Annotated in this window: 23 protein-coding genes, 2 pseudogenes and 1 riboswitch; of the genes and pseudogenes, 14 read left to right on the forward strand and 11 right to left on the reverse strand. The window is 50.7% G+C overall.

The features are described from left to right. Positions 1 to 74: 74 nt before the first annotated feature. Positions 75 to 1,050, forward strand: a pseudogene (locus AC07NP_RS17705) (IS3 family transposase); the annotation flags it as partial. Positions 1,051 to 1,720: 670 nt separating this feature from the next. On the opposite strand, the gene AC07NP_RS17710 reads toward AC07NP_RS17705, so the two are convergent. From AC07NP_RS17710 to AC07NP_RS17720, 3 genes and pseudogenes are all read right to left on the reverse strand, one after another. Next, a complete protein-coding gene (locus AC07NP_RS17710; RefSeq protein ID WP_494661248.1) occupies positions 1,721 to 2,437 on the reverse strand; it encodes a YebC/PmpR family DNA-binding transcriptional regulator in 717 nt (238 codons plus the stop codon). Positions 2,438 to 2,747: 310 nt separating this feature from the next. After that, positions 2,748 to 2,828 (reverse strand): annotated as a pseudogene (locus AC07NP_RS17715) (hypothetical protein); the annotation flags it as partial. Between the two features lie 149 nt (positions 2,829 to 2,977). Continuing rightward, positions 2,978 to 3,859 (reverse strand): LysR substrate-binding domain-containing protein, encoded by an 882-nt coding sequence (locus AC07NP_RS17720; protein WP_494661249.1) that lies wholly within the window; start codon positions 3,857 to 3,859, stop codon positions 2,978 to 2,980. Positions 3,860 to 4,014: 155 nt separating this feature from the next. Here AC07NP_RS17720 and AC07NP_RS17725 point away from each other — a divergent pair, with 155 nt between their 5' ends. The 4 genes from AC07NP_RS17725 (at position 4,015) to yegS (ending at position 6,992) form a co-directional block, all read left to right on the forward strand. Further along, on the forward strand, positions 4,015 to 4,575 hold the full coding sequence (locus AC07NP_RS17725; protein ID WP_494661250.1) for a sugar ABC transporter: 561 nt from the start codon (positions 4,015 to 4,017) through the stop codon (positions 4,573 to 4,575). Beyond that, a complete protein-coding gene (locus AC07NP_RS17730; RefSeq protein WP_494661251.1) occupies positions 4,568 to 4,894 on the forward strand; it encodes a hypothetical protein in 327 nt (108 codons plus the stop codon). The genes AC07NP_RS17725 and AC07NP_RS17730 overlap by 8 nt, the downstream gene beginning before the upstream one ends. Before the next feature lie 13 nt (positions 4,895 to 4,907). Next, on the forward strand, positions 4,908 to 5,750 hold the full coding sequence (locus AC07NP_RS17735) for an MBL fold metallo-hydrolase (protein WP_494661252.1): 843 nt from the start codon (positions 4,908 to 4,910) through the stop codon (positions 5,748 to 5,750). A 342-nt stretch (positions 5,751 to 6,092) separates the two neighbouring features. Then, entirely contained in the window at positions 6,093 to 6,992 is a 900-nt protein-coding gene (gene yegS / locus AC07NP_RS17740) for a lipid kinase YegS (RefSeq protein WP_494661253.1), read from the forward strand. Between the two features lie 48 nt (positions 6,993 to 7,040). On the opposite strand, the gene fbaB is transcribed toward yegS, so the two are convergent. Further along, positions 7,041 to 8,093: a class I fructose-bisphosphate aldolase gene (gene fbaB / locus AC07NP_RS17745; RefSeq protein WP_203360688.1), complete on the reverse strand. Its 1,053-nt coding sequence runs from the start codon at positions 8,091 to 8,093 to the stop codon at positions 7,041 to 7,043. A gap of 252 nt (positions 8,094 to 8,345) precedes the next feature. Between fbaB and AC07NP_RS17750 the strand changes: the two genes are divergently transcribed. From AC07NP_RS17750 to AC07NP_RS17760, 3 genes are read left to right on the forward strand one after another with little or no spacing between them, the layout of a single operon-like run. Then, positions 8,346 to 9,623, forward strand: coding sequence for a nucleoside permease (locus AC07NP_RS17750; RefSeq protein WP_494661254.1), 1,278 nt, complete (start codon positions 8,346 to 8,348; stop codon positions 9,621 to 9,623). Beyond that, positions 9,620 to 10,624 (forward strand): ADP-ribosylglycohydrolase family protein, encoded by a 1,005-nt coding sequence (locus AC07NP_RS17755; protein ID WP_494661255.1) that lies wholly within the window; start codon positions 9,620 to 9,622, stop codon positions 10,622 to 10,624. The genes AC07NP_RS17750 and AC07NP_RS17755 overlap by 4 nt, the downstream gene beginning before the upstream one ends. Then, positions 10,621 to 11,586, forward strand: a complete 966-nt coding sequence (locus AC07NP_RS17760; RefSeq protein WP_494661256.1) for a PfkB family carbohydrate kinase — start codon at positions 10,621 to 10,623, stop codon at positions 11,584 to 11,586. Before AC07NP_RS17755 ends, AC07NP_RS17760 begins: the two co-directional genes overlap by 4 nt. Here the strand turns inward: AC07NP_RS17760 and AC07NP_RS17765 are convergent. The 3 genes from AC07NP_RS17765 to thiM are packed head-to-tail and all read right to left on the reverse strand — an operon-like array spanning position 11,560 to position 13,936. Continuing rightward, complete coding sequence (locus tag AC07NP_RS17765; protein WP_494661257.1) at positions 11,560 to 12,306, reverse strand: GntR family transcriptional regulator; 747 nt, start codon at positions 12,304 to 12,306, stop codon at positions 11,560 to 11,562. The genes AC07NP_RS17760 and AC07NP_RS17765 overlap by 27 nt on opposite strands. Positions 12,307 to 12,350: 44 nt before the next feature. Then, on the reverse strand, positions 12,351 to 13,151 hold the full coding sequence (gene thiD, locus AC07NP_RS17770) for a bifunctional hydroxymethylpyrimidine kinase/phosphomethylpyrimidine kinase (protein ID WP_494661258.1): 801 nt from the start codon (positions 13,149 to 13,151) through the stop codon (positions 12,351 to 12,353). Next, on the reverse strand, positions 13,148 to 13,936 hold the full coding sequence (gene thiM / locus AC07NP_RS17775; RefSeq protein ID WP_494661259.1) for a hydroxyethylthiazole kinase: 789 nt from the start codon (positions 13,934 to 13,936) through the stop codon (positions 13,148 to 13,150). Before thiM ends, thiD begins: the two co-directional genes overlap by 4 nt. A 33-nt stretch (positions 13,937 to 13,969) precedes the next feature. After that, positions 13,970 to 14,067, reverse strand: a riboswitch (TPP riboswitch). Positions 14,068 to 14,755: 688 nt separating this feature from the next. On the opposite strand from thiM, the gene AC07NP_RS17780 reads away from it, so the two are divergent. The 4 genes from AC07NP_RS17780 to AC07NP_RS17795 all read left to right on the forward strand — a co-directional run bounded on the left by AC07NP_RS17780 (position 14,756) and on the right by AC07NP_RS17795 (position 17,029). Continuing rightward, positions 14,756 to 15,721: a YadA C-terminal domain-containing protein gene (locus tag AC07NP_RS17780; RefSeq protein ID WP_494661260.1), complete on the forward strand. Its 966-nt coding sequence runs from the start codon at positions 14,756 to 14,758 to the stop codon at positions 15,719 to 15,721. Between the two features lie 65 nt (positions 15,722 to 15,786). Further along, a complete protein-coding gene (locus tag AC07NP_RS17785) occupies positions 15,787 to 16,041 on the forward strand; it encodes a hypothetical protein (protein ID WP_494661261.1) in 255 nt (84 codons plus the stop codon). Next, entirely contained in the window at positions 16,041 to 16,403 is a 363-nt protein-coding gene (locus tag AC07NP_RS17790; protein WP_494661262.1) for a hypothetical protein, read from the forward strand. Before AC07NP_RS17785 ends, AC07NP_RS17790 begins: the two co-directional genes overlap by 1 nt. Positions 16,404 to 16,705: 302 nt before the next feature. After that, positions 16,706 to 17,029, forward strand: a complete 324-nt coding sequence (locus AC07NP_RS17795; protein WP_490470342.1) for an RcnB family protein — start codon at positions 16,706 to 16,708, stop codon at positions 17,027 to 17,029. A gap of 236 nt (positions 17,030 to 17,265) precedes the next feature. Here AC07NP_RS17795 and apbC read toward each other — a convergent pair whose 3' ends face one another. Then, entirely contained in the window at positions 17,266 to 18,375 is a 1,110-nt protein-coding gene (apbC, locus tag AC07NP_RS17800; RefSeq protein WP_494661263.1) for an iron-sulfur cluster carrier protein ApbC, read from the reverse strand. 164 nt (positions 18,376 to 18,539) lie between these two features. On the opposite strand from apbC, the gene metG reads away from it, so the two are divergent. Beyond that, entirely contained in the window at positions 18,540 to 20,573 is a 2,034-nt protein-coding gene (gene metG, locus AC07NP_RS17805) for a methionine--tRNA ligase (RefSeq protein WP_494661264.1), read from the forward strand. A gap of 89 nt (positions 20,574 to 20,662) precedes the next feature. On the opposite strand, the gene AC07NP_RS17810 is transcribed toward metG, so the two are convergent. The 3 genes from AC07NP_RS17810 to AC07NP_RS17820 form a co-directional block, all read right to left on the reverse strand. Then, on the reverse strand, positions 20,663 to 21,133 hold the full coding sequence (locus AC07NP_RS17810; protein ID WP_490470339.1) for a YehS family protein: 471 nt from the start codon (positions 21,131 to 21,133) through the stop codon (positions 20,663 to 20,665). A gap of 179 nt (positions 21,134 to 21,312) precedes the next feature. Then, positions 21,313 to 22,032 carry a two-component system response regulator BtsR gene (gene btsR / locus AC07NP_RS17815; protein ID WP_494661265.1) on the reverse strand — a complete coding sequence of 240 codons (720 nt, stop codon included), beginning with the start codon at positions 22,030 to 22,032 and terminating at the stop codon, positions 21,313 to 21,315. Beyond that, entirely contained in the window at positions 22,029 to 23,714 is a 1,686-nt protein-coding gene (locus tag AC07NP_RS17820) for a LytS/YhcK type 5TM receptor domain-containing protein (protein WP_494661266.1), read from the reverse strand. The genes btsR and AC07NP_RS17820 overlap by 4 nt, the downstream gene beginning before the upstream one ends. Positions 23,715 to 23,936: 222 nt before the next feature. Here AC07NP_RS17820 and mlrA point away from each other — a divergent pair, with 222 nt between their 5' ends. Beyond that, the gene (gene mlrA, locus AC07NP_RS17825; protein ID WP_276294622.1) at positions 23,937 to 24,668 is read left to right on the forward strand and encodes an HTH-type transcriptional regulator MlrA; all 732 of its coding nucleotides are present in this window, start codon (positions 23,937 to 23,939) and stop codon (positions 24,666 to 24,668) included. Positions 24,669 to 24,716: the final 48 nt, after the last annotated feature.

Genomic DNA, 24,716 nt, shown 5'->3' on the forward strand with positions numbered 1-24,716 from the left:
TGGCGGACTCAGCCCGGAACAGTTTGAAAACCAGAACCTCGCTTAGGGCCGTGTCCACATTACGTGGGTAGGATCAATACGGTGGCATGGAGGCTTCTGATATTAAAAAGATCAAGGATCTTGAGGACGAGAACCGACGTCTCAAACAGATGTTTGCCGACCTGAGCCTTGAGAACCGGGCGCTGAAAGACGTTATCGAAAAAAAGCTTTAAAACCAGCCTTTAAGCGTGAGCTGGTCACTCATCTGATAACGACGTTCGGACTCAGTATTCGTCAGGCCTGCCGGAGCCTGAACCTGAGCAGAACGGCTTACCATTATCGCCCGGATACCACGCGTGACGAACCCGTTATTGTCGCGTTGCAGGCAGTGGCAGAGCGATACCCACGATACGGTTTTCCGAAACTCTTCCAGGTTCTGCGGCGGCAGGGATACCCGTGGAATCACAAAAGGATCCACCGTATTTACTGTCTGCTGAAGCTGAATTTTCGCCGTAAGGGCAAACAACGGCTGCCGGTGCGTAATCCCTCGCCACTGGTCACGCCGGAAGCGCTGAACCAGAGCTGGTCTGTCGATTTTATGCATGATGCCCTGGTCTGTGGCCGTCGTTTTCGTACGTTCAATGTCGTTGATGACTTTAACCGTGAGGCGTTGTCGATTGAAATTGATCTGAATCTGCCAGCTCTGCGAGTGGTCCGTGTACTCGACAGGAACGCGGCAAATCGTGGCTATCCGGTCATGCTACGCATGGTCCGGAATTTATCTCACTGGCACTGGCTGAATGGGCAGAGAAACATGCAGTAAAACTGGAGTTTATCCAGCCGGGTAAGCCGACGCAGAACGCTTTCATTGAGCGCTTTAACCGGACATACCGTACAGAAATACTCGATTTTTATCTGTTCAGAACGCTGAATGAAGTGCGGGAAATCACGGAAAAATGGTTGTCAGAATATAACTGTGAACGCCCGCATGAATCACTGAACAATATGACGCCGGAGGAATATCGACAACACCATTATTTGGCTGGGATCTCAAAAAATGCATGGAACTAAAACGGGTCTATTTACAGAATCACCTCCCCAGGAAGTGAGTTTTGAACTCGTCGATATTTAGCTTTAGTAACTCCTTCATGATTGTCTCCTACCGTTGAATATCCCTACTAATTATGGCGGATTTCACAAATCCTGATGGTTTGAAGGATATTTAATGAGGAGTTTGTTGACTGTGGTCGTAAACAGAATCAGCGCCGGAGCACTCATCTGTCTGAGGTTGCTCTGCTTGAAGAAATCAGAGGTGTGTTCGGCTATGGGATACAACACACTGGGGCAACGCTATCGTGGAGAGGATTAAGTATTGCTGAAATAACGTGATTTGACACTTACCATGGCGGTCGACCTCCGTCAGAGCAAAGTACGCTGAAGCCTGACGCAGAATATCAATAAATTTTCAATTGAAAAATCTGGATTTCGGTAAGACATTGAAATCATATAAGCCGTCGCATATAAAAATTAAATCGTGTTTTGAAAAACTGAACTTGCAGGTGCTCCTTTGCCGTCTATCATCAGATAGTTAAGGCCAGAAATTTCAATTAATGTAATTTCTTCTTGGAGATAGTGGTTTTTATCTATTTTTTATAATCAATATATCTGGCCAGATATGTTTTTTATAACAAATTTATAAGTTAAAAAATCTGCCACAATGACAGATTTCTTTAATTTATAATTAGAGATTTGCAACGTTATGATATACTTTTTGAACGTCATCGTCATCTTCAAGGGCATCAACAAGCCCTTCAAAGATTTCTAAATCTTCTGGTGAAAGTTCAATTTCTGATTGAGCAATCATTTCTAATTCTGTTGTTGAAAATTCAGTAATCCCAGCAGCTTTTAGCGCTGCAATTCCTTTATGAAGGTCTGTAGATTCAGTATAGATAATGATGTTCCCTTCTTCTTCGGTTACATCACGAACCTCAACTTCAGCATCAAGCAAAATTTCAAAAATATGGTCAGGGTCTGTTCCTTTAAATACAATCACTCCAGTATTGTCAAACATATAGCTGACAGCACCTGCCGCACCGATATTCCCGCCTTTTTTATTGAAAATTGAGCGGATATTAGCAATTGTACGGTTAACATTTGAAGTCAATGTTTCAGCGATGATCATTGAACCATTTGGTCCAAAGCCTTCATAACGGCCTGGCACGAACGTTTCATCTCCGCCACCCTTGGCTTTATCAATTGCTTTATCAATAACGTGTTTTGGAACTTGTGCTTGTTTCGCACGTTCAATAACGAATTTTAAAGATGAGTTTAATTCTGGATCTGGTTCACCTTGTTTAGCAGCAGCATAGATTTCTACACCGAACTTTGCATATACGTTAGACGTTGCACCGTCTTTAGCCGTTTTTTTAGCAACAATATTGGCCCATTTACGTCCCACTGGAATAGTCTCCTAAAAAATTTATTTACATTACTGGCAGGTTAATAACCTGCGTGTTTTTCTGTCACATTATATCATGATATGTAAATTCTCGTCTATGAGAAATAAAAAAAGACAAATTTACGAGATGTTACTTTAATTTCATCAATAGTTAACATTGTTGATAAATTATTTCCAAAATTTCTTCTGGTTCTTTTTTTTTCATTCTCAATATTGAACCACAGCAATAATACATAAGACAAGAGAAACAAAAGTGATAATCCAGACAAAAATGCCGACTATTAACGTTGCCGCTACACTGCTTACAGGGCTCTACGGCCATCGTGCGCAGCGCCTTATTGATGGTATTTTCGCTCATCGGCTTACGTGGGTCGTGGTCACCAGGAAACAGTTTCCGCTATCGGGCAGGATCGTCTACCGGAGCGGGGTCAGTCCAACGTTGAGGTGATTCAGTCCATCGCAGGTTGATCTGCTGATAATACACAGTTAGCTATGCACAGTATCTAAACGGCAGCTATGAGCGAGGAACGGACATTAACGTCAACTGATTTCCGTCAGGAGCCAGCGTTCAAAATCCTGCAGTGCAGGTTCATTTATTCCAGTTTCCTGTGGTTTTACCAAACAGAATTTTTTGCTCAGGTGCTCTGATTCTGGCCAGGGCGCGACAAGTATTCCGCTACGCAGCTCTTTGTCAACATACATGCGCGGAACCATTGCCACGCCTTGTCCCGCCAGTGCGGCCGCTATCGCCATTTCATGAAGGTCATACCGGACACCCTGAGCCGGATTATCAAGGACTATCCCGCTTTCCTGGGCATAGTTATGCCATGCTTCCGGGTTCTGCCGCCGGTGAATGCGGGGCAGTTCGTTCAACTGCTCATTGACGTTCTTTTTCGTTAGCAGTGCAGGATGGCACACAGGAAGCAGTTTTTCCTGAAAGAGAAAATGCATGCGCATGCCCGCCCATGCAGGATGCTCAAAATGAACGACGGCGTCAAAGCCACTCCCGGTGAGAATGAAAGGGTCTGTTCTGGCCGCTATATTTAATGTTATTCCCGGGTACATCGCTCTAAAGCCGTTCAGGCGGGGAATAAGCCATCGACTGGAGAACGTTGGCAGGACGGCAATATCCAGACTTTTACTACCCTCAGGCATTCCCATTATGTATTGGGTGTCCCTGTCGAGCCGTTCGAGCGTTTCGCGTACGTGATGTGCATAGCGAGCCCCGACAGGATTAAGCTTTACGCGGCTTCCCGCCCGGTCAAAAAGTTTGCAGTTCAGCAAAGACTCAAGGCGTGCGATCTGTCGGCTGATGGCTCCTTCCGTCAGCGATAACTCCTCTGCTGCCCGGGCAAAATTACCGTGTCTGGCGGCGGCATCAAAAGCCTGCAGGGAAGTACTACTCGGAATTTTTCTGCGCATAATAACTGTCCCTTGATTTGTGCATACGATGACCTTTCAGTGACGTAATATCACTGATTGATGAAGTAATATCGTTTTATAGCCGAAAATACAGCATGTAGCATGATGAAAAATCATTGAGCAGATTCAATATTTATTCATGCAGAGGTAAGTCGATGTTGTATATCGTGGAATGCACTTATAACGATCCCAAAAGCGAGGAAGCCTGGAATAAATTTTACAGCCTGGAAAAACTTCCCGCATTGGTCTCTGTCAGCGGATTCAGCACGTCCCAGCGTTTCCGGGCCCGACAGCCAGGCTGTCCTGTTTATCTCGCCATTCATACCGTTAACGATGCGGACGTTATCATCAGTGACGAGTACCGGCTAAAAGGCGGCGGTAATTTCTCCCACTGGCAGACGCATATTACTGACTGGCACCGTAATCTGTATGAATGCGAATGCCTGGCTCCGGCCGTATCCTCAGAGGAAATACTGCTGCTCAGCTCTCATCCGATCAGTTTTATAGAGACCGAACTGGGTTACAGGCCGCTGGAAATGCAGGCGTCAGGGCTGGATAATTTCCCGGAGCGGCGAGTGGCATACGTTCTTGCATGGGAAACTGCTGCACAGTTAGCAGGCACAGTACCCGACGCATATCTCTACGAACCTCTTACAACACAATTGCAAAACTCTGTGAAGGCTCATCAGGGAGGAAAACCGAAAAATCATGCCTAACCTTACTTTTTATATTTCGGCTGATCATTCCGACAGGTTCACTGAACAGCCAAATTTCACCCGTCACTGCAGTAAGCTGTGCAGTGATATTCTCGGTGCAGAACCGGAAAAGGTTCACATCATATATGTCGATGTAAGACCGGGATGCGGGCATCCGGTCTACGCGGAACTCTTTTATCGTCTGACAAAATGGCGTACGCCGGAAGTGATGGAGAATTTTATGAGCGAACTGGACCTGGCCATTCGACAGACCATGGGGCTGATGGTACGTATTCGCTGTTTTGGCTTTACCGCACCGCAAATACACGCTCGAAACTAACCTTGGGGTATTTATGAACTATCCACCTTTTACCTCCTGTCAGATTGGGAATTTTCTGGTTACTGCCCTGAGTGATGGTAGTATGCCAGCCAGCCTGGATTTACTGTCAGGCATTGAAATAGCTGATGCCAGGTTAATTCAGCAAAGTGCCGGGATCGCTGAACCCGGAAATATTCATATCTACTGTTATCTAATCCGCGGTAGGGGGCGAACCATACTCGTTGATGCCGGTACCGGGGGTCTTAACAACGTGGGAGGTCTGCTCGAAAAAAACCTCAGCGAAGTTGGGGTCTCCCCAGATGATGTGGACACCGTTTTATTGACACACGGCCATCCTGATCATATCGGCGGTCTGCTGGACGCTGAAGGACGACCAGCCTATAAACATGCTGAACTTCATCTTCATCCTCTCGAAGCAGAATACTGGCAGGATGATGAAAAAATGAAAATGGCCAGCGAGCGTAGGCAACGTAATTTCATGCTGGTCCGTCGAACATTAGAAGGTTATGCAGCGAAATTACACTTTATTGGCGGGAGCGAAATAACAGAGGGTATTTTCCCGGTATGGCTACCGGGCCACACGCCAGGTCATACCGGATTTCGTATCAATGCTGGAGATAAAAGTTTATTGATATGGGGAGACATCGTCCATTTCCCACATATTCAGTCAGCGCATCCGGCCGTTTCCATTGAATTTGATTGCAATCCCGCTCAGGCCGAAGAAACACGAAAAAAAATACTGCAACAGGCAGTCAGGGAGAAACTGCTCATTGCAGGAATGCACCTCGACCGAGCTGGATTTGCAAACGTTCTCATGGCTGAGGGTGGATATCGTATTTCTTACTCAGAAGAATGAATGGGTATGCGCAACCTCAACTCAGGTAACAGAACGCTAACAGAGAACTATATTTCTGGTTTGGGGTTGTCGTACGGCTGGGCATTAAATAGTAATTGGGTTGACCTGTTCCCTATTGTTCAACACGCCTTGGTATTAGCAATGTCCGCTTCTGGCACTTTGCCAACGGTCACGTCACCGCAACATCATCAAAGACAAAAAAACTGCATTTTCCACATGCATTATTTACTGAGAACTGTCCCTAATCCTGGTTAAACGCATCGGTATTTCATCCTGTTCTGAACCTCTCTTTCCCGTTCTGCTCTACACTTTCAACAGATTAATGAAAAAGGCAGATAACGGATGGCAAAATTCCCCGCCAGCTTACTGATCCTGAATGGTAAAAGTGCAGACAACCCACTTCTACGCGAAGCCATTGCGTTGCTGCGTAACGAAGGCGTAGAGATCCATGTCCGCATCACCTGGGAAAAGGGCGACGCGCAACGTTATGTCGAAGAGGCCCGCCAGTTAGGCGTTGAGACCGTTATCGCGGGGGGCGGTGACGGCACGATCAATGAAGTGTCTACCGCGCTCATCCAGTGTCAGGGGGCAAACGTCCCTGCCCTCGGGATTTTGCCGCTGGGCACCGCCAATGATTTCGCCACCAGCGTGGGAATTCCTGATGCGCTGGACAACGCCCTCAAGCTGGCCATCGCCGGTTCTGCGGTGGAAATCGATATCGCGCAGGTCAATGATAAAACCTATTTTATTAATATGGCGACCGGCGGGTTCGGTACGCGGATCACGACCGAAACGCCAGAAAAACTGAAAGCGGCGCTGGGCGGCGTGTCGTACCTTATTCATGGGTTGATGCGGATGGATACCCTTAAACCTGACCGTTGCGAAATCCGGGGCGAGAACTTTCAATGGCAAGGCGACGCGCTGGTTATTGGCATTGGAAATGGCCGTCAGGCTGGCGGCGGACAACAGCTCTGCCCGGATGCGCTCATTAATGATGGTCTTTTACAGCTGCGGATCTTCACGGGCGAAGAACTCCTCCCTGCGTTGCTATCGACACTGAAGCAACCCGAGGAAAACCCGAACATCATCGACGGCGCTTCATCGTGGTTTGATATTCAGGCACCGCACGAAATAACCTTTAACCTGGATGGCGAACCGCTCAGCGGTCAACAGTTTCACATTGAGATCCTGCCCGCCGCATTGCGCTGCCGCTTGCCGCCAGACTGTCCTTTGCTTCGCTGAAGTCATGGAGAACATTCCTCTCCCACAGCGAGAGAGGAATGAGTGATATCAGGCGATGGTCACTTTGCTGTCCAGATAGACATCCTGTACGGCATTGATCAATTTCACGCCGTCCGCCATCGATTTCTTAAAGGCTTTGCGCCCCAGAATCAGGCCCATGCCGCCTGCACGTTTGTTGATAACCGCAGTACGTACGGCGTCACTGAGATCGGTCTCTCCTCCTGCGGCACCACCGGAGTTAATCAGCCCCGCACGCCCCATGTAGCAGTTCGCCAGTTGGTAACGCACTAAATCGATGGGGTTATCGCTGGTCAGCTTGCTGTAGACACGATCGTCGGTATAGCCGAAGTTAACCGCTTTATAGCCGCCGTTGTTTTCCGCCATTTTCTGTTTGACGATGTCCGCGCCAATGGTGGCCGCCAGATGGTTGGCCTGCCCGGTCAGGTCGGCAGACACATGGTAATCCACGCCGTCTTTCTTGAAGGCTGAATTACGCAGATACGCCCAGAGCACGGTTACCATTCCCAGCTCATGCGCACGCTCAAAGGCAGCTGAAATCTCTTCAATCTGGCGACGCGACTCCTCCGAACCAAAATAGATGGTTGCGCCGACCGCCACCGCGCCCATATTGAATGCCTGCTCGACGCTGGCATACAACGTTTGATCAAAGGTATTGGGGTAACTCAGCGTCTCGTTGTGGTTGAGTTTCACGAGGAATGGTATGCGGTGCGCGTAGCGTCGAGAAACCGACGCCAGTACGCCGTAGGTGGAGGCCACACAGTTACAGCCCGCCTCAATCGCCAGTTCCACAATGTTCTTCGGATCAAAATAAAGTGGATTCGCCGCAAAGGACGCCCCGGCAGAGTGTTCTACCCCCTGATCGACAGGTAAAATAGAGAGATACCCGGTCCCTGCCAGACGCCCGGTGTTATACAGCGTCTGCATGTTACGCAGGACAGCGGGCGGGCGATTATTATCAACCATCACGCGGTCAACGTAGTCATGTCCGGGCAGATAAAGTTGATCAGAAGGAATGGTCATACAACGATGCTGTAAAAGGCTGTCGGCGTCTTTGCCAAGCAACTGCGCAATATCAGTCATAGCTATGCTCCCGTCATTCCGATTGCGTATCGGAGTGTGTATTATCCTGACCCGCCTTTTTGCGGGCAGCCATAAGCCTGGTATCAGGTGGGCATTTTTTCCAACTTTAAGACACTTTTCAGCGCTATCTGCTGGCACGATTCACGTACAAAAAAGTGTTACAGCGGTCAAATTTGCAGCTCAAAGGTATTTTAAAGGTATTATTTAATGGTAGTGTCTGAGCGTACCTTACCTGTCATGAAGGATTTAAAGATGAAAACTACAGTGAAGCTGTCGTTCATGATGTTTGTTGAATGGTTTATCTGGGGCGCCTGGTTCGTCCCTTTGTGGTTGTGGCTGAGTAAAAGCGGTTTTACTGCCGGTGAAATCGGCTGGTCTTACGCGTGTACCGCCATCGCCGCCATCCTTTCCCCTATCCTCGTCGGCTCGTTAACTGACCGCTTTTTCTCCGCGCAAAAAGTGTTAGCAGTACTGATGCTTGCAGGCGCCGTGTTGATGTATTTCGCCGCGCAGCAAACCACATTTTCCGGCTTCTTCCCGCTGCTGTTGGCCTACTCGCTCACCTATATGCCGACCATCGCGTTGACCAACAGCATTGCGTTTGCCAACGTAGGGGATGTTGAAAGCGACTTTCCGCGCATCCGCGTCATGGGGACGATCGGCTGGATAGCCTCCGGTCTGGCCTGCGGATTCTTACCGCAGATGCTGGGTTACAGCGATATCTCGCCGACCAATATTCCGCTGCTTATCACCGCGGGCAGCTCGGCATTGCTGGGCGTCTTTGCCCTCTTCCTGCCGGATACGCCGCCAAAAAGTACCGGCAAGCTGGATCTCAAAGTGATGCTGGGTCTGGACGCGTTGATCCTGCTGCGTGATAAAAACTTTCTGGTCTTCTTCTTCTGTTCATTCCTGTTTGCCATGCCGCTGGCGTTTTACTACATCTTCGCCAATGGCTATCTGACGGAAGTGGGCATGCAGAATGCGACCGGCTGGATGACGCTTGGGCAGTTCTCTGAAATCTTCTTTATGCTGGCATTGCCTTTCTTTACCAAACGCTTTGGTATTAAAAAGGTTCTATTGCTTGGTCTTATCACCGCTGCCATTCGCTACGGATTCTTTATTTACGGCGGCGCAGAGGAATACTTCACTTACGCCCTGCTGTTCCTCGGCATTCTGCTTCATGGGGTAAGTTACGACTTCTACTACGTAACGGCCTACATCTATGTCGACAAAAAAGCGCCCGTTCATATGCGTACGGCGGCTCAGGGTCTGATTACGCTCTGCTGCCAGGGGTTTGGCAGTCTGCTGGGCTACCGTCTCGGCGGCATGATGATGGAAAAGATGTTTGCGTATAAAGAACCGGTAAACGGCCTCACCTTCAACTGGGCGGGCATGTGGACATTTGGCGCGGTGATGATCGCGGTGATTGCCGTCCTGTTTATGATTTTCTTTCGCGAATCCGATAAGGAAATCACCGCGATTAACGTGGACGATCGCGATATTGCACTGACAAAAGGGGAAGTAAAATGAAAGCTGAACGTATTCTCGGCGCTCTTTACGGGCAAGCATTAGGAGATGCGATGGGAATGCCGTCTGAGCTATGGCCAAGAACGCGCGTAAAAGCACATTTTGGCTGGATTGACCGCTTCCTGCCAGGCCCGGAGGAGAACAACGCCGCCTGTTATTTTAATCGTGCGGAGTTTACGGACGATACCTCCATGGCGCTGTGTCTGGCGGATGCCTTGCTCGAATGTGACGGGAAAATTAATCCTGACCTGATCGGACGCAACATTCTGGCGTGGGCGGAACGCTTCGATGCTTTCAACAAAAACGTGCTGGGCCCAACATCCAAAATTGCGCTTAACGCCATTCGTAACGGTAAACCGGTGGCTGAGCTTGAGAACAACGGCGTCACTAACGGTGCTGCGATGCGCGTCTCACCATTAGGCTGCCTGTTGCCGACGCATTCTCTGGATACCTTTATCGATGAGGTGGCGTTGGCCTCCAGTCCAACGCATAAGTCCGATCTCGCGGTGGCCGGTGCCGTGGTGGTCGCGTGGGCGATATCTCGTGCGATTGATGGCGAGCCCTGGGAGAGAATTGTCGACTCACTGCCTGCCATCGCCCATCACGCCCAGCAAAAACGCATCACCACCTTTAGCGCTTCGCTCTCGGCCCGCCTGGAACTGGCGTTGAAGATCGTTCGTGAAGCCAACGGCGTTGAATCCGCCAGCGAACAGCTTTACCAGGTCGTCGGGGCGGGCACCAGTACCATTGAATCTGTTCCCTGCGCCATCGCGATGGTGGAGCTGGCGCAGACCGACCCGAATCGTTGCGCGATCCTCTGCGCCAATCTCGGCGGCGATACCGACACCATTGGCGCGATGGCGACCGCGATTTGCGGTGCATTAAACGGTATTGGGGCTATCTCCCCGGACCTGAAACAAGAACTGGATGCGGTTAATCAGCTGGATTTTGATCGCTACGCCACCGAACTGGTGCGTTTGCGTCAAATGCGGGAGGTATCATGAATGCCGCACACTTGCGAGATCTGTTGCCGACCCTGACCACCCGTCGCCCTGTCACCGTGGTGGGCGCGGCGGTGATTGACGTGATTGCCGATGCCTGGGCTCTGCCCTGGCGCGGCTGCGACATTGAGTTAAAACAACAGGGTGTGCATGTTGGCGGCTGCGCGCTGAATATCGCCGTGGCCTTAAAACGTCTGGGGATTGAAGCCAGCAATGCCCTGCCGCTGGGCCAGGGCGTATGGGCTGATATTATCCGTAACCGAATGGCAAAAGAGGGTTTACTGAGTCTTATCGACAACGCCGAAGGCGATAACGGCTGGTGTCTGGCCCTGGTGGAGCCTGATGGCGAGCGCACCTTTATGTCATTCAGCGGCGTAGAAAACCAGTGGAATAGCGACTGGCTGGCGCAGTTGTCCGTCCCCCGCCAGAGTTTGCTCTACCTTTCCGGCTATCAGCTCGCCGCCCCTTGCGGTGAACGGCTGGTATGCTGGCTGGAAAGTCTGGACGACGTGACGCCTTTTATCGATTTTGGCCCACGCATCGGCGATATTCCTGACGCATTAATGTCACGGATTATGGCGCTGCGTCCGCTGGTGTCTCTCAACCGCCAGGAGGCGGAAATCGCCGCCGAACGTTTTGAACTCAGCACCGAAATGACCGCCTTTGGCGCAGCATGGCTGGCGCGATTTTCAGCGCCGGTGGTCGTGCGCCACGATAAAGACGGCGCATGGTACTTCAGTCAGCACGCTGCGGGCTGCGTCCCGGCGTTTCCTGTCGAGGTCGTAGACACGATCGGCGCAGGCGACAGCCATGCCGGAGGTGTGCTGGCCGGACTGTCATCCGGCTGGTCACTGGCAGATGCCGTGCTGCTCGGCAACGCAGTGGCATCCTGGGTGGTTGGGCATCGCGGGGGAGATTGCGCGCCCCTGCGCGAAGAGCTACTCCTCGCACACAAAAACGTATAGATCGCTGCGGCAGTAGCTGATGCTGTACTCAATGGGCCGCTGTTGTTGATCAAGCGCCACTTGCTTTATCACCAGCACCGGCACTTTGCTGTCCATCTGAATATGTGACTGAAACTCAGCATCCGGCATACGTGCGCTAACGCGAGAACGCGTACGCTGGGGAAAAATGTGCTGGCTGCGGAAATAGTCATACAGTGAGACGCCAATGGCATCCACGTCATGAATAAGATGCACCGGCACCCATGATTCTTCGATGGAAACCGCATCTTCATCCACATAGCGAATGCGTTTTAGCAGGAAGACATCACTTCCACTCGCAATCGCCAGTTGTTGTGCCACCTCGTCCGGGCAGGTGACAACGCGTTTATTGACCCACAGCGTATCGGGCTTTTTACCGCGTAAGACCACCTGCTGAGAAAAACCACGCGCCTCTTTAAGGGAATACTCAAAGATATTGTTGATTTGCGTCCCGTATCCGCGCGCGCGAGTCACCACCCCTTCTTCTTCCAGCGCTTGCATCGCTTTACGAACGGTAATTCGCGAAACGCCAGTCAACTGGCTAAGATCACGCTCACCAGGCAAAATATTGCCATGCTCAAGAATTCCGCTACGCACAGCATTCTTGACCGTTTCTGCAAACTTCATGTAGAGCGGCGTATTATCCGCCGCTGAAATTCGTTCGTTCAGTTGCGCAATCAGCCGGGTATGCGATTGTTCCATTTATCTTTTTCCTGGCAGACGAGTCTGTTGCCAGTATACTACCATTACCACCATGCGTGGAAATGATGTACCGGCCCAATCCCCTCGCCCACTTCCAGCGTATCTGCCTGAGCCAGCGCCGCAGAAAGCCAGATTTTTGCCTCCTGCACCGTTTCTGCCCAATTTTGGTGGCGAGGACGAAGCGCCGCCAGCGCCGCCGACAGCGTACAGCCCGTGCCATGGGTGTTTTTGGTGTTCACTCTGGGGGCGGTAAAACGCACCTCGCCTTCGCGCGTAAACAGCCAGTCCGGGCTTTGAGCATCGTCCAGATGTCCTCCTTTCATGAGCACCGCGCCGCAGCCCATCGCCAGCAGCGCGCGACCTTGCTCCAGCATTTCCCGCTCGCTACGCGCATGTTCAGCGTTAAGCAACGCCGCGGCTTCAGGTAAATTTGGCGTAATAATGGATACCTGCGGCAACAAGCGGGTTCGCAGCGTCTCAACGGCGGAAGGCGAAAGCAACGGATCGCCGCTTTTTGCCAGCATGACGGTATCCAGCACCACATTTTTCACCTGATGGCGCTGTAAACGTTCGGCCACCGCCTCAACGATATCGGTTTCCGCCAGCATACCGATCTTGGAGGTATCAATTCGCACATCGTTGAACACAGAATCAAGCTGCGCCGCGACAAAATCAGGTTCAATTCGGTAGACCGACTGAACGCCGCGCGTATTTTGCGCGACCAGCGCGGTAATGACGGAGCAACCATACGCACCGAGGGCCGAGAATGTTTTCAGATCGGCCTGAATTCCCGCACCGCCGCTGGGGTCCGTGCCAGCAATGGTTAAAGCATTTATCCGTTTCATGCGTATTCCTCCGCGTTCAGGTTATAGAGAGCATCAAGAAAAGCAGGAATAAAACTGCCGGGTCCCTGACTGCGATCGGTTGCTATTTGCCCCGCTTGCTTCATCCAGCTACAGGCGGAGGCGACATTGTCCAGCGTATTCCCCGGCAACGCGCAGATTGCCGCCACCACCGCGGATAAAGCACACCCCGTACCCACGACACGCGTCATCAAAGGTGAGCCACCGGTGACACAGACGGTGCGTTGACCATCGGTCACGTAATCCACCTCTCCCGTCACCACCACGACACTTCCGTACTGACGCGCCAGGGCAAGCGCAGCAGGTAACGCCGAGGCGGCTGTATCGGTAGTATCCACTCCGCGTCCGCCCGCAGACATTCCGGCAAGCGCAAGAATTTCAGACGCATTCCCGCGAATAGCGGCAGGTTGCTGCGCCAACAACGTCAGGCAGAAGTGACGACGGAAATCGAGTCCGCCCACGGCGACGGGGTCAAGCGTCCAGGGGGTATTGGCAATGCGCGCCTGCTCCACCGCCGTGCGCATGGCTTCAGCGCGTGCCTGTGTCAGTGTTCCGACATTAATCAGAAGCGCACTCGCGATGGCGGCAAACTGGCCGGCCTCTTCAGGTTCAATCACCATGGCAGGTGAAGCGCCTAACGCCAGCAATGTGTTCGCTGTAAACGTTTGTACGACATCATTCGTCATACAGTGTGTGAGAGGAGAAAGTGTTCGAAATTGGTGCAAGGTACGAGCCGCCAGAGCGCGGCTGTGCAGGTCAGGCTGCATGTTCAGCTCCTGCCCGCGTGAAGAAGATGAGACACGAGCAGTGTCAGACTTCCCTACGCTGGCATTATCCAGATCAGGTGGTACGGGTATTTCTCAGCCTTCATTTAAGAAGGGCACCCCGAGTCGTTAGTAGTACAAATCGCTTGATTATTAACAGAGTAAGGAAAGCAGTTGGCGATTGCAAGCCCTCGCTGGCAGGCTGATATCCAGCCCTGTTTCAGGGTCAGCAAGAAAGCGAAAACGATAAATGACGCCAGTACATATCACGCCCATTTTTACCGTCAATATTTCATCCGGATAACACCGTGTTGCATTCGTTAAAGCGTAAAGATGACGTTATTGAGCATGCTAGCCGTGATTAATGCTATGCATATTTTTTACATATCAATATCACTTACTCTACTTTAAGCCATCTAATAGAACCATCCTATCTAAAATATTAACACTACGTATCATCAATAAAATTCAAAATAGTGAACCAGAAAAAACAAAATAAAGTATCAGAAATAAATAATAACCCAGGTTACAAACAGTTCATTCTTAGATTAAATATAATTCAACAGCCCTTCCATTTATTCTCTAATCTTCTATTGATCTGGATAACAGCAGATTTTCACCCCCCAAAACTTTAGCTATTCGTGCCATGCGTGATCTACATCAAAGTTTAACCTATCACGTTGCTGGATAGTTTATTCGCGTTACTAAAAAAGGAAATTAGTCACCACTCGGTAAGATATTGTCTGGAAGAGACAAAGGCCGTCTCAACGCTTAAAAATAACAGTAATAACACTTATGTTAATTTCTTGTGGAAATGTTTAAATGAAATTTGTTAAATCTGCAGTTTCTGTCGTTGTTTTTAGCGCCATCGCCATTTCTTCTGCTCATGCTGCCAGCGTTGGTTATATCGGTACGATAGATGGTACAAATACCTTTATCGCTGTTAAAGGGGTTGATGAGTCTGTTAAAACATACGACCTGGATCAGATTCAAAATAATACCAATCGCATTACGTCTGTTGATGCTGATTTAAATAGCACGAAAGATGCAGTCATTGTCGTAAACAAAAAAGTGGATGATGTTCAAACGCAAGCCGATTTACATACTGGCCAAATTGCCTCGAATAATCATCAAATTGGTATTTTATTCAACACCAAAGCGGATCAGAGCACTGTTGATAGTGAAGCGGCGAACCGTTTAAGTGGGGATAAGAATTTGCAAACGCAAATCACCACTAACAAAGCCGACCAGCAGCAAGTGAATCATGCGTTATTGAATCAAAATATCCACGAAGACAACCGCATTAAAGCCCTTGAAGACGCCCCTAAACCAAAAGATGGCAAAGATGGGCGCGATGGAGTCACCACCACGGTGACAAAAGTCGATACCGCGACGCAATCGAAAGTTGCCAGTAATAGCCAGGCTATTACCGCTACCGCTAGACAATCGGCAAATGTCGCGCAAGACCTTCAGGATGCGAAGCAGTTTTTCACTCAACAGCAAGCCAGCAGCAATGCGCAGTTCAATTCGTTAAAAGATGAAGTCGATAGTAATAAAAAAGAGGCTCGCAGCGGCGCTGCTTCAGCAATTGCGATTGCTTCAATGCCGCAGGTTCAGGCAAGCCAGGCCATGATGGTTTCTGCTGGCGTGGGTTCTTTTAAAAATGAGCAAGCGTTAAGTGTTGGTGCATCTTTCCACGCAGGCAGTAACACCATTATCAAAGCAGGAATTAGCGATTCAACCAATAATGATTTTGCGATGGGTGCAGGCGTGGGTATCGGTTTCTAATAACGGCACTCCCCTTTATATAACAGGGGATGAGATGAAGACATATTTCAAATAAATAAAGGTATATGATGAAAGCTATTCTTATTCTGGCCACCGCGTGCGCTATTCTGAGTGGCTGCTCGACCTCCGCTTCTCGTATGGCGGCATGCGAGTCTCAGGGCGTCAGTCGCGATGCTTGCTATATCGCAGATCAAAACCGCCAATCGGCAATTAACGCCGCAGCGGAGAAACAAGCATTAGAAAATGCCAACGCGCTGTACAGTAATAAAACCGAACAGACTCACCACCATCACAAAAACGCCAACAGCGAGGGTTATTAATGAAAACGCTAATTGTATCTCTGGTTCTGGCTACACTGGCCACCTCTCCGGCTTTTGCTATCAGCCATTCTTATCGCGATAACCTGGAGAAATCTGGCTGTACGCAAGTCGAGGATGCTGCCGGTACGTGTGGTCATCACCAGGCTGTTTCTGATAGCCAAACAATCATCAAGCACTATGACGGCTTAAAAATCATCTGGAAAATTAACGAGAGCGTCACGGTCGATGGTAAACCGGCGGTGGTGATTGAATCCGGTGGATACGGTGCCACATGGCAACAAGGGATCTATAAAATCATCACTTATAAAAACCATAAAATTGCCGTAATGAAGAATGACCAATTTGCTGGATATGCGAAGTAAGTAATAATCGCTTAAGGATGAGCGATAATAAAATATAATTATTAATCCCTTCTTTCAACATGGATATAGAGCGACGTTGTCTGCATCATGCAATGCAAACCGAAAATTGACCTGGATGATTCTTAAAACCACTGTTCGCAAAAGGGACTACGGGTTAGTGATACCGTTTATTGGCGCTTTCGTTTACACTTTTTACGAAATAATAGGTGTGATTACAAAAAAGTGCTTGTCACACATACCACGCAGTGGGAATGATACACGGCTAAATTTTGTGACCCGATAGAGTGGAAAGTGGAGAGTATATGGGTATGAAGAAAATGATGTTGATGGGCGCCCTGATGATAGCAACCAGCACCGTCTGGGCCGCTACGGGAGCCAAAACAGGCATCGCTCAGTACGAATTAAGCGGATTTGTTGCCGACTTCACCCATTTCAAACCCGGGGATACCGTCCCGCAATTGTACCTTACTGATGAGTACAAAATTAAACAGTGGCAACTGCGCAACCTGCCTGCTCCGGATGCGGGAACTCACTGGACTTATATGGGCAGCGCTTACGTTCTGGTCAACGATACCGATGGCAAAATCGTGAAAGCCTACGACGGCGAGATTTTTTATCACCGATAATCAAATTTCCCCCTCTTTTCAGAGGGGGAACTCAGAAACTGCTTTCTTAATTATTCACCGCGAACTCATTCTTACGCGTTCTGCCATAACTTACATCGCGTTGCGTTTCGATTTCAGACATGTGCGTTATCTTTAAACGAGATAAGCGAAATGGAAGCTATGGCAGGTTAAAAGCGTTCGCCACACCAGTTTAATATTGATGTGGCGAACGGATTAGAGGCGTAAATTAGCGAATATTAGACCGCACGGAAGGCAATTTCGCCCGGGATAACGTCACCCTGCCAGTACAGTTGCGCGGCAACACGGTCAGCCAGTTCTCGGTACATCGCTGTGAATTCACTGTCAGGACGGCTGATCACCGTCGGCGTTCCCCGGTCGAGGTCTTCACGCAGGCTAATATGCAGCGGCATCTGTCCCAGCAACTGAGCACGGTACTGCTCCGCCAGCTTCTGCGCGCCGCCCGTGCCAAAGATCGGCTCATGATGACCACAGTGGCTACAGATATGCATACTCATGTTTTCAACAATGCCCAGTACAGGCACTTCGACCTTCTCGAACATCACAATGCCTTTTTTGGCATCGATAAGCGCAATGTCCTGCGGGGTCGTGACGACCACAGCTCCCGTCACCGGAATGTTCTGTGACAGCGTCAATTGAATGTCACCGGTTCCCGGCGGCATATCCAGAACCAGGTAATCCAGATCGGGCCACAACGTCTCCTGCAACATCTGCATCAGCGCTTTGCTGGCCATTGGACCACGCCATACCATGGCATTATCTTCTGTCACCAAATACCCGATTGAGTTCGTCGCCAGCCCATGAGACATGATCGGCGCCATGTGGGTGCCGTCAGGTGACGTTGGACGTTGATTTTCTGCGCCGAGCATCGTGGGAATAGACGGACCGTAAATATCCGCATCCAGAATGCCGACCTTCGCCCCTTCCGCAGCCAGCGCTAATGCCAGGTTCACCGCAGTAGACGATTTACCCACTCCGCCTTTACCGGAACTGACCGCGATAATGTTCTTAACACCGTTAATACCCGGCTGGTTTTTCACACGCTTAAGCGTCGCAATGTTGTGTGACAACTTCCAGTCGATCGCTTTTGCGCCTGTGATCCGCAGCAGGTCACCGCTACATTGCTCTTTTAACACCTCAAACGCGCTGTGCCAGACAAACGGCATGACCAGCTCAACGTGCAGCGTGTCATCCATCCAGGCAACGTGATGCAACGCTTTAAGCGTTGTAAGATTATGCTTCAAGGTGGGGTGCTGAAAATTCGCCAGCGTCCCGGCGACCATAGCGCGCAAGGTTTCTGGTGATTTGGCCTGGGATTGTGCGTTCATCCCGACTCCTTTTTGTTGTTCTGAAAAAACGATTGTAACTACCTAGTCTACTCCAGTGGTAACAAATATTCATTTATGGATAAATGCCCTTATCACTTGGCGTAGTTATTCCCTTTCAGGTAACATCAGAACCCCCTTTTAATAGAGAAGAAGTAATACCTACTATGACTCAAGTCGCGAAGAAAATTCTGGTAACGTGCGCGCTGCCGTACGCAAACGGCTCTATCCACCTCGGCCATATGCTGGAGCACATCCAGGCTGATGTCTGGGTCCGTTACCAGCGAATGCGCGGCCATCAGGTTAACTTCATCTGCGCAGACGACGCCCACGGCACGCCAATCATGCTGAAAGCACAGCAATTGGGCATCACGCCTGAGCAGATGATTACCGAAATGAGTCAGGAGCATCAGACTGATTTCGCAGGTTTCAACATCAGCTATGACAACTACCACTCGACGCACAGCGATGAGAACCGTGAATTGTCCGAGCTGATTTACTCGCGCCTGAAAGAGAACGGTTTTATCAAAAACCGCACCATCTCTCAGCTTTACGATCCGGAAAAAGGCATGTTCCTGCCGGACCGTTTTGTCAAAGGCACCTGCCCGAAATGTAAGGCGGCGGACCAGTACGGCGATAACTGCGAAGTGTGCGGCGCGACCTACAGCCCAACTGAGCTTATCGAGCCGAAATCCGTGATTTCCGGCGCCACGCCAGTAATGCGTGATTCTGAGCACTTCTTCTTTGACCTGCCCTCTTTCAGCGAGATGCTTCAGGCGTGGACCCGCAGCGGCGCACTCCAGGAGCAGGTCGCAAACAAAATGCAGGAATGGTTTGAATCCGGTCTGCAACAGTGGGACATCTCCCGCGATGCGCCGTACTTCGGTTTTGAAATTCCGAATGCGCCGGGCAAATATTTCTACGTCTGGCTGGATGCGCCAATCGGCTACATGGGTTCATTCAAGAACCTGTGCGACAAGCGCGGCGACACCGTAAGCTTTGACGAATACTGGAAGAAAGACAGCGATGCCGAACTGTATCACTTCATCGGTAAAGATATTGTCTACTTCCACAGCCTGTTCTGGCCCGCGATGCTGGAAGGCAGCAACTTCCGCAAACCGACGAACCTGTTTGTTCACGGCTATGTGACAGTGAACGGCGCGAAGATGTCAAAATCACGCGGCACCTTCATTAAAGCCAGCACCTGGCTGAACCATTTTGACGCCGACAGCCTGCGTTATTACTACACCGCGAAGCTCTCTTCCCGTATTGATGATATCGATCTGAATCTGGAAGATTTCGTGCAACGCGTGAACGCCGATATCGTCAACAAGGTGGTTAACCTTGCGTCGCGTAACGCGGGCTTTATTAACAAGCGTTTTGATGGCGTACTGGCTTCTGAGCTGGCTGACCCGCAGCTGTATAAAACCTTCACCGACGCCGCAGCGGTAATTGGCGAAGCGTGGGAAAGCCGTGAATTCGGTAAAGCGATCCGTGAAATCATGGCGCTGGCCGACGTCGCCAACCGTTATGTCGATGAACAGGCACCGTGGGTCGTTGCGAAACAGGAAGGCCGCGATGCCGACCTGCAGGCGATTTGCTCAATGGGTATCAACCTGTTCCGCGTGCTAATGACTTATCTGAAGCCGGTTCTGCCAACGCTGACCGAACGTGCGGAAGCGTTCCTGAATACGGAACTGAACTGGGATGCCATGGCGCAGCCGCTGCTCGCGCACAAAGTAAATGTCTTCAAAGCGCTCTACAACCGCATCGAGATGAAACAAGTCGAAGCACTGGTTGAAGCCTCTAAAGAAGAAGTCAAAGCGCTGAGCACGCCGGTAACCGGTCCGCTGGCAGACGACCCGATTCAGGAAACCATCAGCTTTGATGATTTCGCCAAAGTGGATTTGCGCATCGCACTGATCGAAAACGCCGAGTTTGTTGACGGCTCCGATAAGCTGCTGCGTCTGACGCTCGATCTTGGCGGTGAGAAACGTAACGTCTTCTCGGGGATCCGTACGGCTTATCCCGATCCGCAGGTGCTGATCGGTCGCCATACGGTGATGGTCGCCAACCTGGCGCCGCGCAAAATGCGCTTCGGCATCTCTGAAGGGATGGTGATGGCCGCAGGTCCTGGTGGAAAGGATATTTTCCTGTTAAGCCCGGATGAAGGCGCGAAGCCGGGTCAGCAGGTGAAATAATCTGCATAAAAAAACGCTGCTTCGGCAGCGTTTTTTTTATGTCGGGTAGCACTGGCCTGGTAAGCGTAGCGCTATCAGGCCTGCAACGTTCAGGCTTTTTTCGCGTGCTCACGCACCGCCAGCCCACGCAGAAAATAACGCAGGAACTGATCGCCACATTCACGGAAGTTTTTGTGGTCAGGGGCGCGCATCATGGCGGTGATCTCCGGCATCGAAACGCGGAACTTCTGCTCGGTCATAATGGCGAGGATATCATCGGTTTTCAGCGCAAACGCAATACGCAGCTTCTTCAGCATAATATTGTTGTTAATGCGACGTTCAACCGCCAGTGCCGGAGCCGATTCATCACGTCCGCGCTTTTCATAAATCAGACCGTTCAGAAAGCACGACGTTAAGATGTCCGGGCAACGCACGAAGCCCTCTTCATCTTCTTTACGCAGCCAGGGAACCAGTTGTTCCGCCGTCACTTCGGCTTCCCCCAGCGCGAAAATACGCACCAGATCGTTATTGTTGATTTTCAGGATGTAGCGGACGCTGCGTAAAATATCGTTACTGACCATAGTGCCTTCGGTGATGGTGAAAAATAAAAAATGCGGGGGTTAAGTCTCTACTCTAAGCAGTTCGAGTTGCAGCAAGGCGGCAAGCGAGCGAATCCCCTGGAGCATAGAGAACTATGTGACAGGGGTGAACGAGCGCAGCTAACGCAGCTGCAACTTGAAGCGCGACGAGTATACATGATTTACAGCCCCAACGCCTCTTTCAGGGTCTTTAAATAGCGACGGCTGACCGGTACTGTCTGCCCGTTACGCAACAGCAGTTCAGCCTGACCATTGTCCTCAAGGCGGATCTCCTGCAAATGCGCCATGTTAACCAGATACTGGCGATGACAGCGCAGAAGCGGCGTGCGGCTTTCCAGCGTTCTGAGCGTCAGCTCGGTAAAACCTTCTTTGCCTTCGCTACTCGTCACATAGACACCGCTCATCCGGCTGCTGACGAACGCCACATCATCCAGTTGCAGCAGGTAAATCCGGCTATGTCCGGTACAGGGAATAAATTTTAATGCCTGTTGATTTTCCGGCAGTACCGAAACATCCTGCTTGCTCCGCTCCTGACGCAGACGCGCCAGCGTTTTCTCCAGCCGTGTTTCTTCGATGGGCTTGAGCAAATAATCAAACGCATGCTCTTCGAAAGCTTTAACAGCGTACTCATCAAATGCCGTCAGAAAGACGATATAAGGGCGGTGTTTCGGGTCAAGCATCCCCACCATTTCCAGCCCGCTGATGCGCGGCATTTGAATATCCAGAAACAGGACGTCAGGGCGTAGTTTATGCACCGCACCAATCGCTTCCACGGCGTTTGAACATTCACCCACAATGTCGATATCACTCTGAACTTCTAGCAGAATCCGCAGATTTTCCCGCGCTAACGGCTCGTCATCCACAATCAGCACTTTAATCATGCGTGTTCCTCCAGAGGAAGTCGTAAAGTTATTCGGGTAAAACAATCGGGTTCACAGGCCACGCTGATACCGTAGTCGTCGCCAAATCGCTCCCGCAGCCGTTTATCCACCAGGTTCATACCGAGGCCGCTGACATTGTTCGTTGGCTCATACAGTCCGGCATTGTCTTCAATATCCAGCATCAGATACTGCCCTTCACGGCGCGCGGTAATGGAGACCTCGCCGGTTCCCAGTAGCTGGGAAGTCCCATGTTTGATGGCATTTTCAACGATGGGTTGCAGGGTAAATGCGGGCAGTTGTTGGTGCGAAAGCGCGTCCGGCACGGTCAGCGTCACCTGTAGACGAGACTGGAAGCGGGCCTTCTCGATCTGCAAATAGGCATTCACATGCTCAATCTCATCGGCAAGGGTAACAATCTCCGACGGGCGTTTTAAATTTTTACGAAAGAAGGTCGAAAGGTACTGAACCAACTGGCTTGCCTGCTCGCTGTCGCGGCGGATCACCGCCTTAATCGTGTTGAGCGCGTTAAACAGAAAATGAGGATTCACCTGCGCGTGCAGCAATTTGATTTCCGACTGGGTAAGCAGCGCCTTTTGCCGCTCATACTGACCCGCCAGAATCTGCGCCGACAATAGCTGGGCGATCCCCTCCCCCAACGTGCGGTTGATCGAGCTGAAGAGACGATTTTTCGCTTCATACAGCTTAATGGTGCCCATGACCCGCTGGTTCTCTCCACGTAGCGGGATAACCAGTGTCGAACCTAATTTGCACTGCGGGTGCAATGAACACCGGTATGGCACTTCATTGCCATCGGCGTAGACCACCTCTCCGGTTTCAATCGCCTTTAACGTGTAGGTCGACGAGATAGGTCTGCCAGGCAAATGGTGATCGTCGCCAATCCCGGTAAACGCCAACAGTTTTTCGCGATCGGTAATCGCCACCGCGCCAATATCTAGTTCCTGATACAGCACTTGCGCCACTTTCATGCTGTTCACTTCGTTAAAGCCCTGACGCAGGATCCCCTCGGTGGAGGCCGCCACTTTCAGCGCGGTCGCCGAAAACGCCGAGGTGTATTTTTCAAACATGGCGCGCTTGTCGAGCAGAATACGCATAAACAACGCCGCCCCGACGGTGTTGGTCACCATCATCGGCGCCGCAATGTTACTGACCAGGTGCAGCGCATCTTCGAACGGACGGGCAATCAGCAGAATGATCAGCATCTGCACCAGTTCAGCCACAAAGGTAATTGCCCCTGCCGTCAACGGGCTAAAGACTTTGTCGGTCCGGCCACGGCGAATCAACACGCTATGCACCAGCCCTCCCAGCAGCCCTTCGACAATGGTCGAAATCATGCAACTGAGCGCCGTCATACCGCCCATTGAGTAGCGATGTAAGCCACCGGTCAAGCCCACCAGCCCACCGACCACCGGTCCCCCCAGCAAACCGCCCATCACCGCGCCAATAGCACGCGTGTTGGCGATGGAATCGTCAATATGCAGGCCAAACCAGGTGCCCATAATGCAGAAAATAGAGAAGATGATATAGCAGAGGAATTTATGCGGTAAACGAACCGTAACCTGCATCAGCGGGATAAACAGACGCGTTTTACTCATCAACCACGCGATAACCAAAAACACGCACATCTGCTGAAGCAGCAGCAACACCAGATTGAACTCGTACATACCCGCTAACCACACATCACTTAAAACCGCGTAACATACATTGAGTCCGCTGAACTTTCTTTGAACTGTTGCATAAAAACATCAATTCGTGAGAACGATCACTCAAAAGCACGCGAATGCGCACATTCTCACCCCCTGGCCGGACAAAAAACAGACAAAACTACCTGGTTCGCAAAAGAGCGTCTACAGTAAGACTGGGACCTCGCGAGCAAGGGTGAGACGATGGCGCTTTACACGATAGGTGAAGTGGCTTTGCTTTGTGATATCAACCCTGTCACATTACGCGCGTGGCAGAGGCGTTACGGGTTGTTGAAACCGCAACGAACCGACGGTGGTCATCGCCTGTTTAACGATGCGGACATCGACCGGATCCGTGAGATCAAGCGCTGGATAGACAACGGCGTGCAGGTCAGCAAGGTCAAAATGCTACTGAGTAATGATAATATCGATTTGCAAAACGGCTGGCGCGAACAGCAAGAAACTCTGCTGCACTATTTGCAAAGCAACAATCTGCAAAGCCTCAGGCTGTGGATCAAAGAACGCGGCCAGGATTACCCGGCCCAAACACTCACCACACACTTGTTTATTCCCCTGCGCCGACGTTTGCAATGCCAGCAGCCCACCCTACAGGCGCTGCTGGGTATTCTCGACGGCGTTCTCATTAACTACATTGCGATTTGTCTGGCCTCTGCCCGCAAAAAACAAGGAAAAGATGCGCTGGTCGTCGGCTGGAATATTCACGATACCACGCGATTATGGCTGGAAGGCTGGATCGCCAGCCAGCAGGGATGGCGCGTTGACGTGCTGCCCCATTCACTGAATCAGCTGCGCCCGGAACTGTTTGATGGTCGAACGTTGCTCATCTGGTGCGGCGAAAACCAGACCCCCGCCCAGCAGCAACAGCTTGCCGAATGGCTTGCGCAGGGTCACGATATTCATCTACTCGGCATTTAATGGTTCATTAACAAATACGCTTTATCATATAATCGCTCCGTTAACATA

This window comes from Citrobacter sp. GW821-FHT07H02, assembly GCF_059418505.1.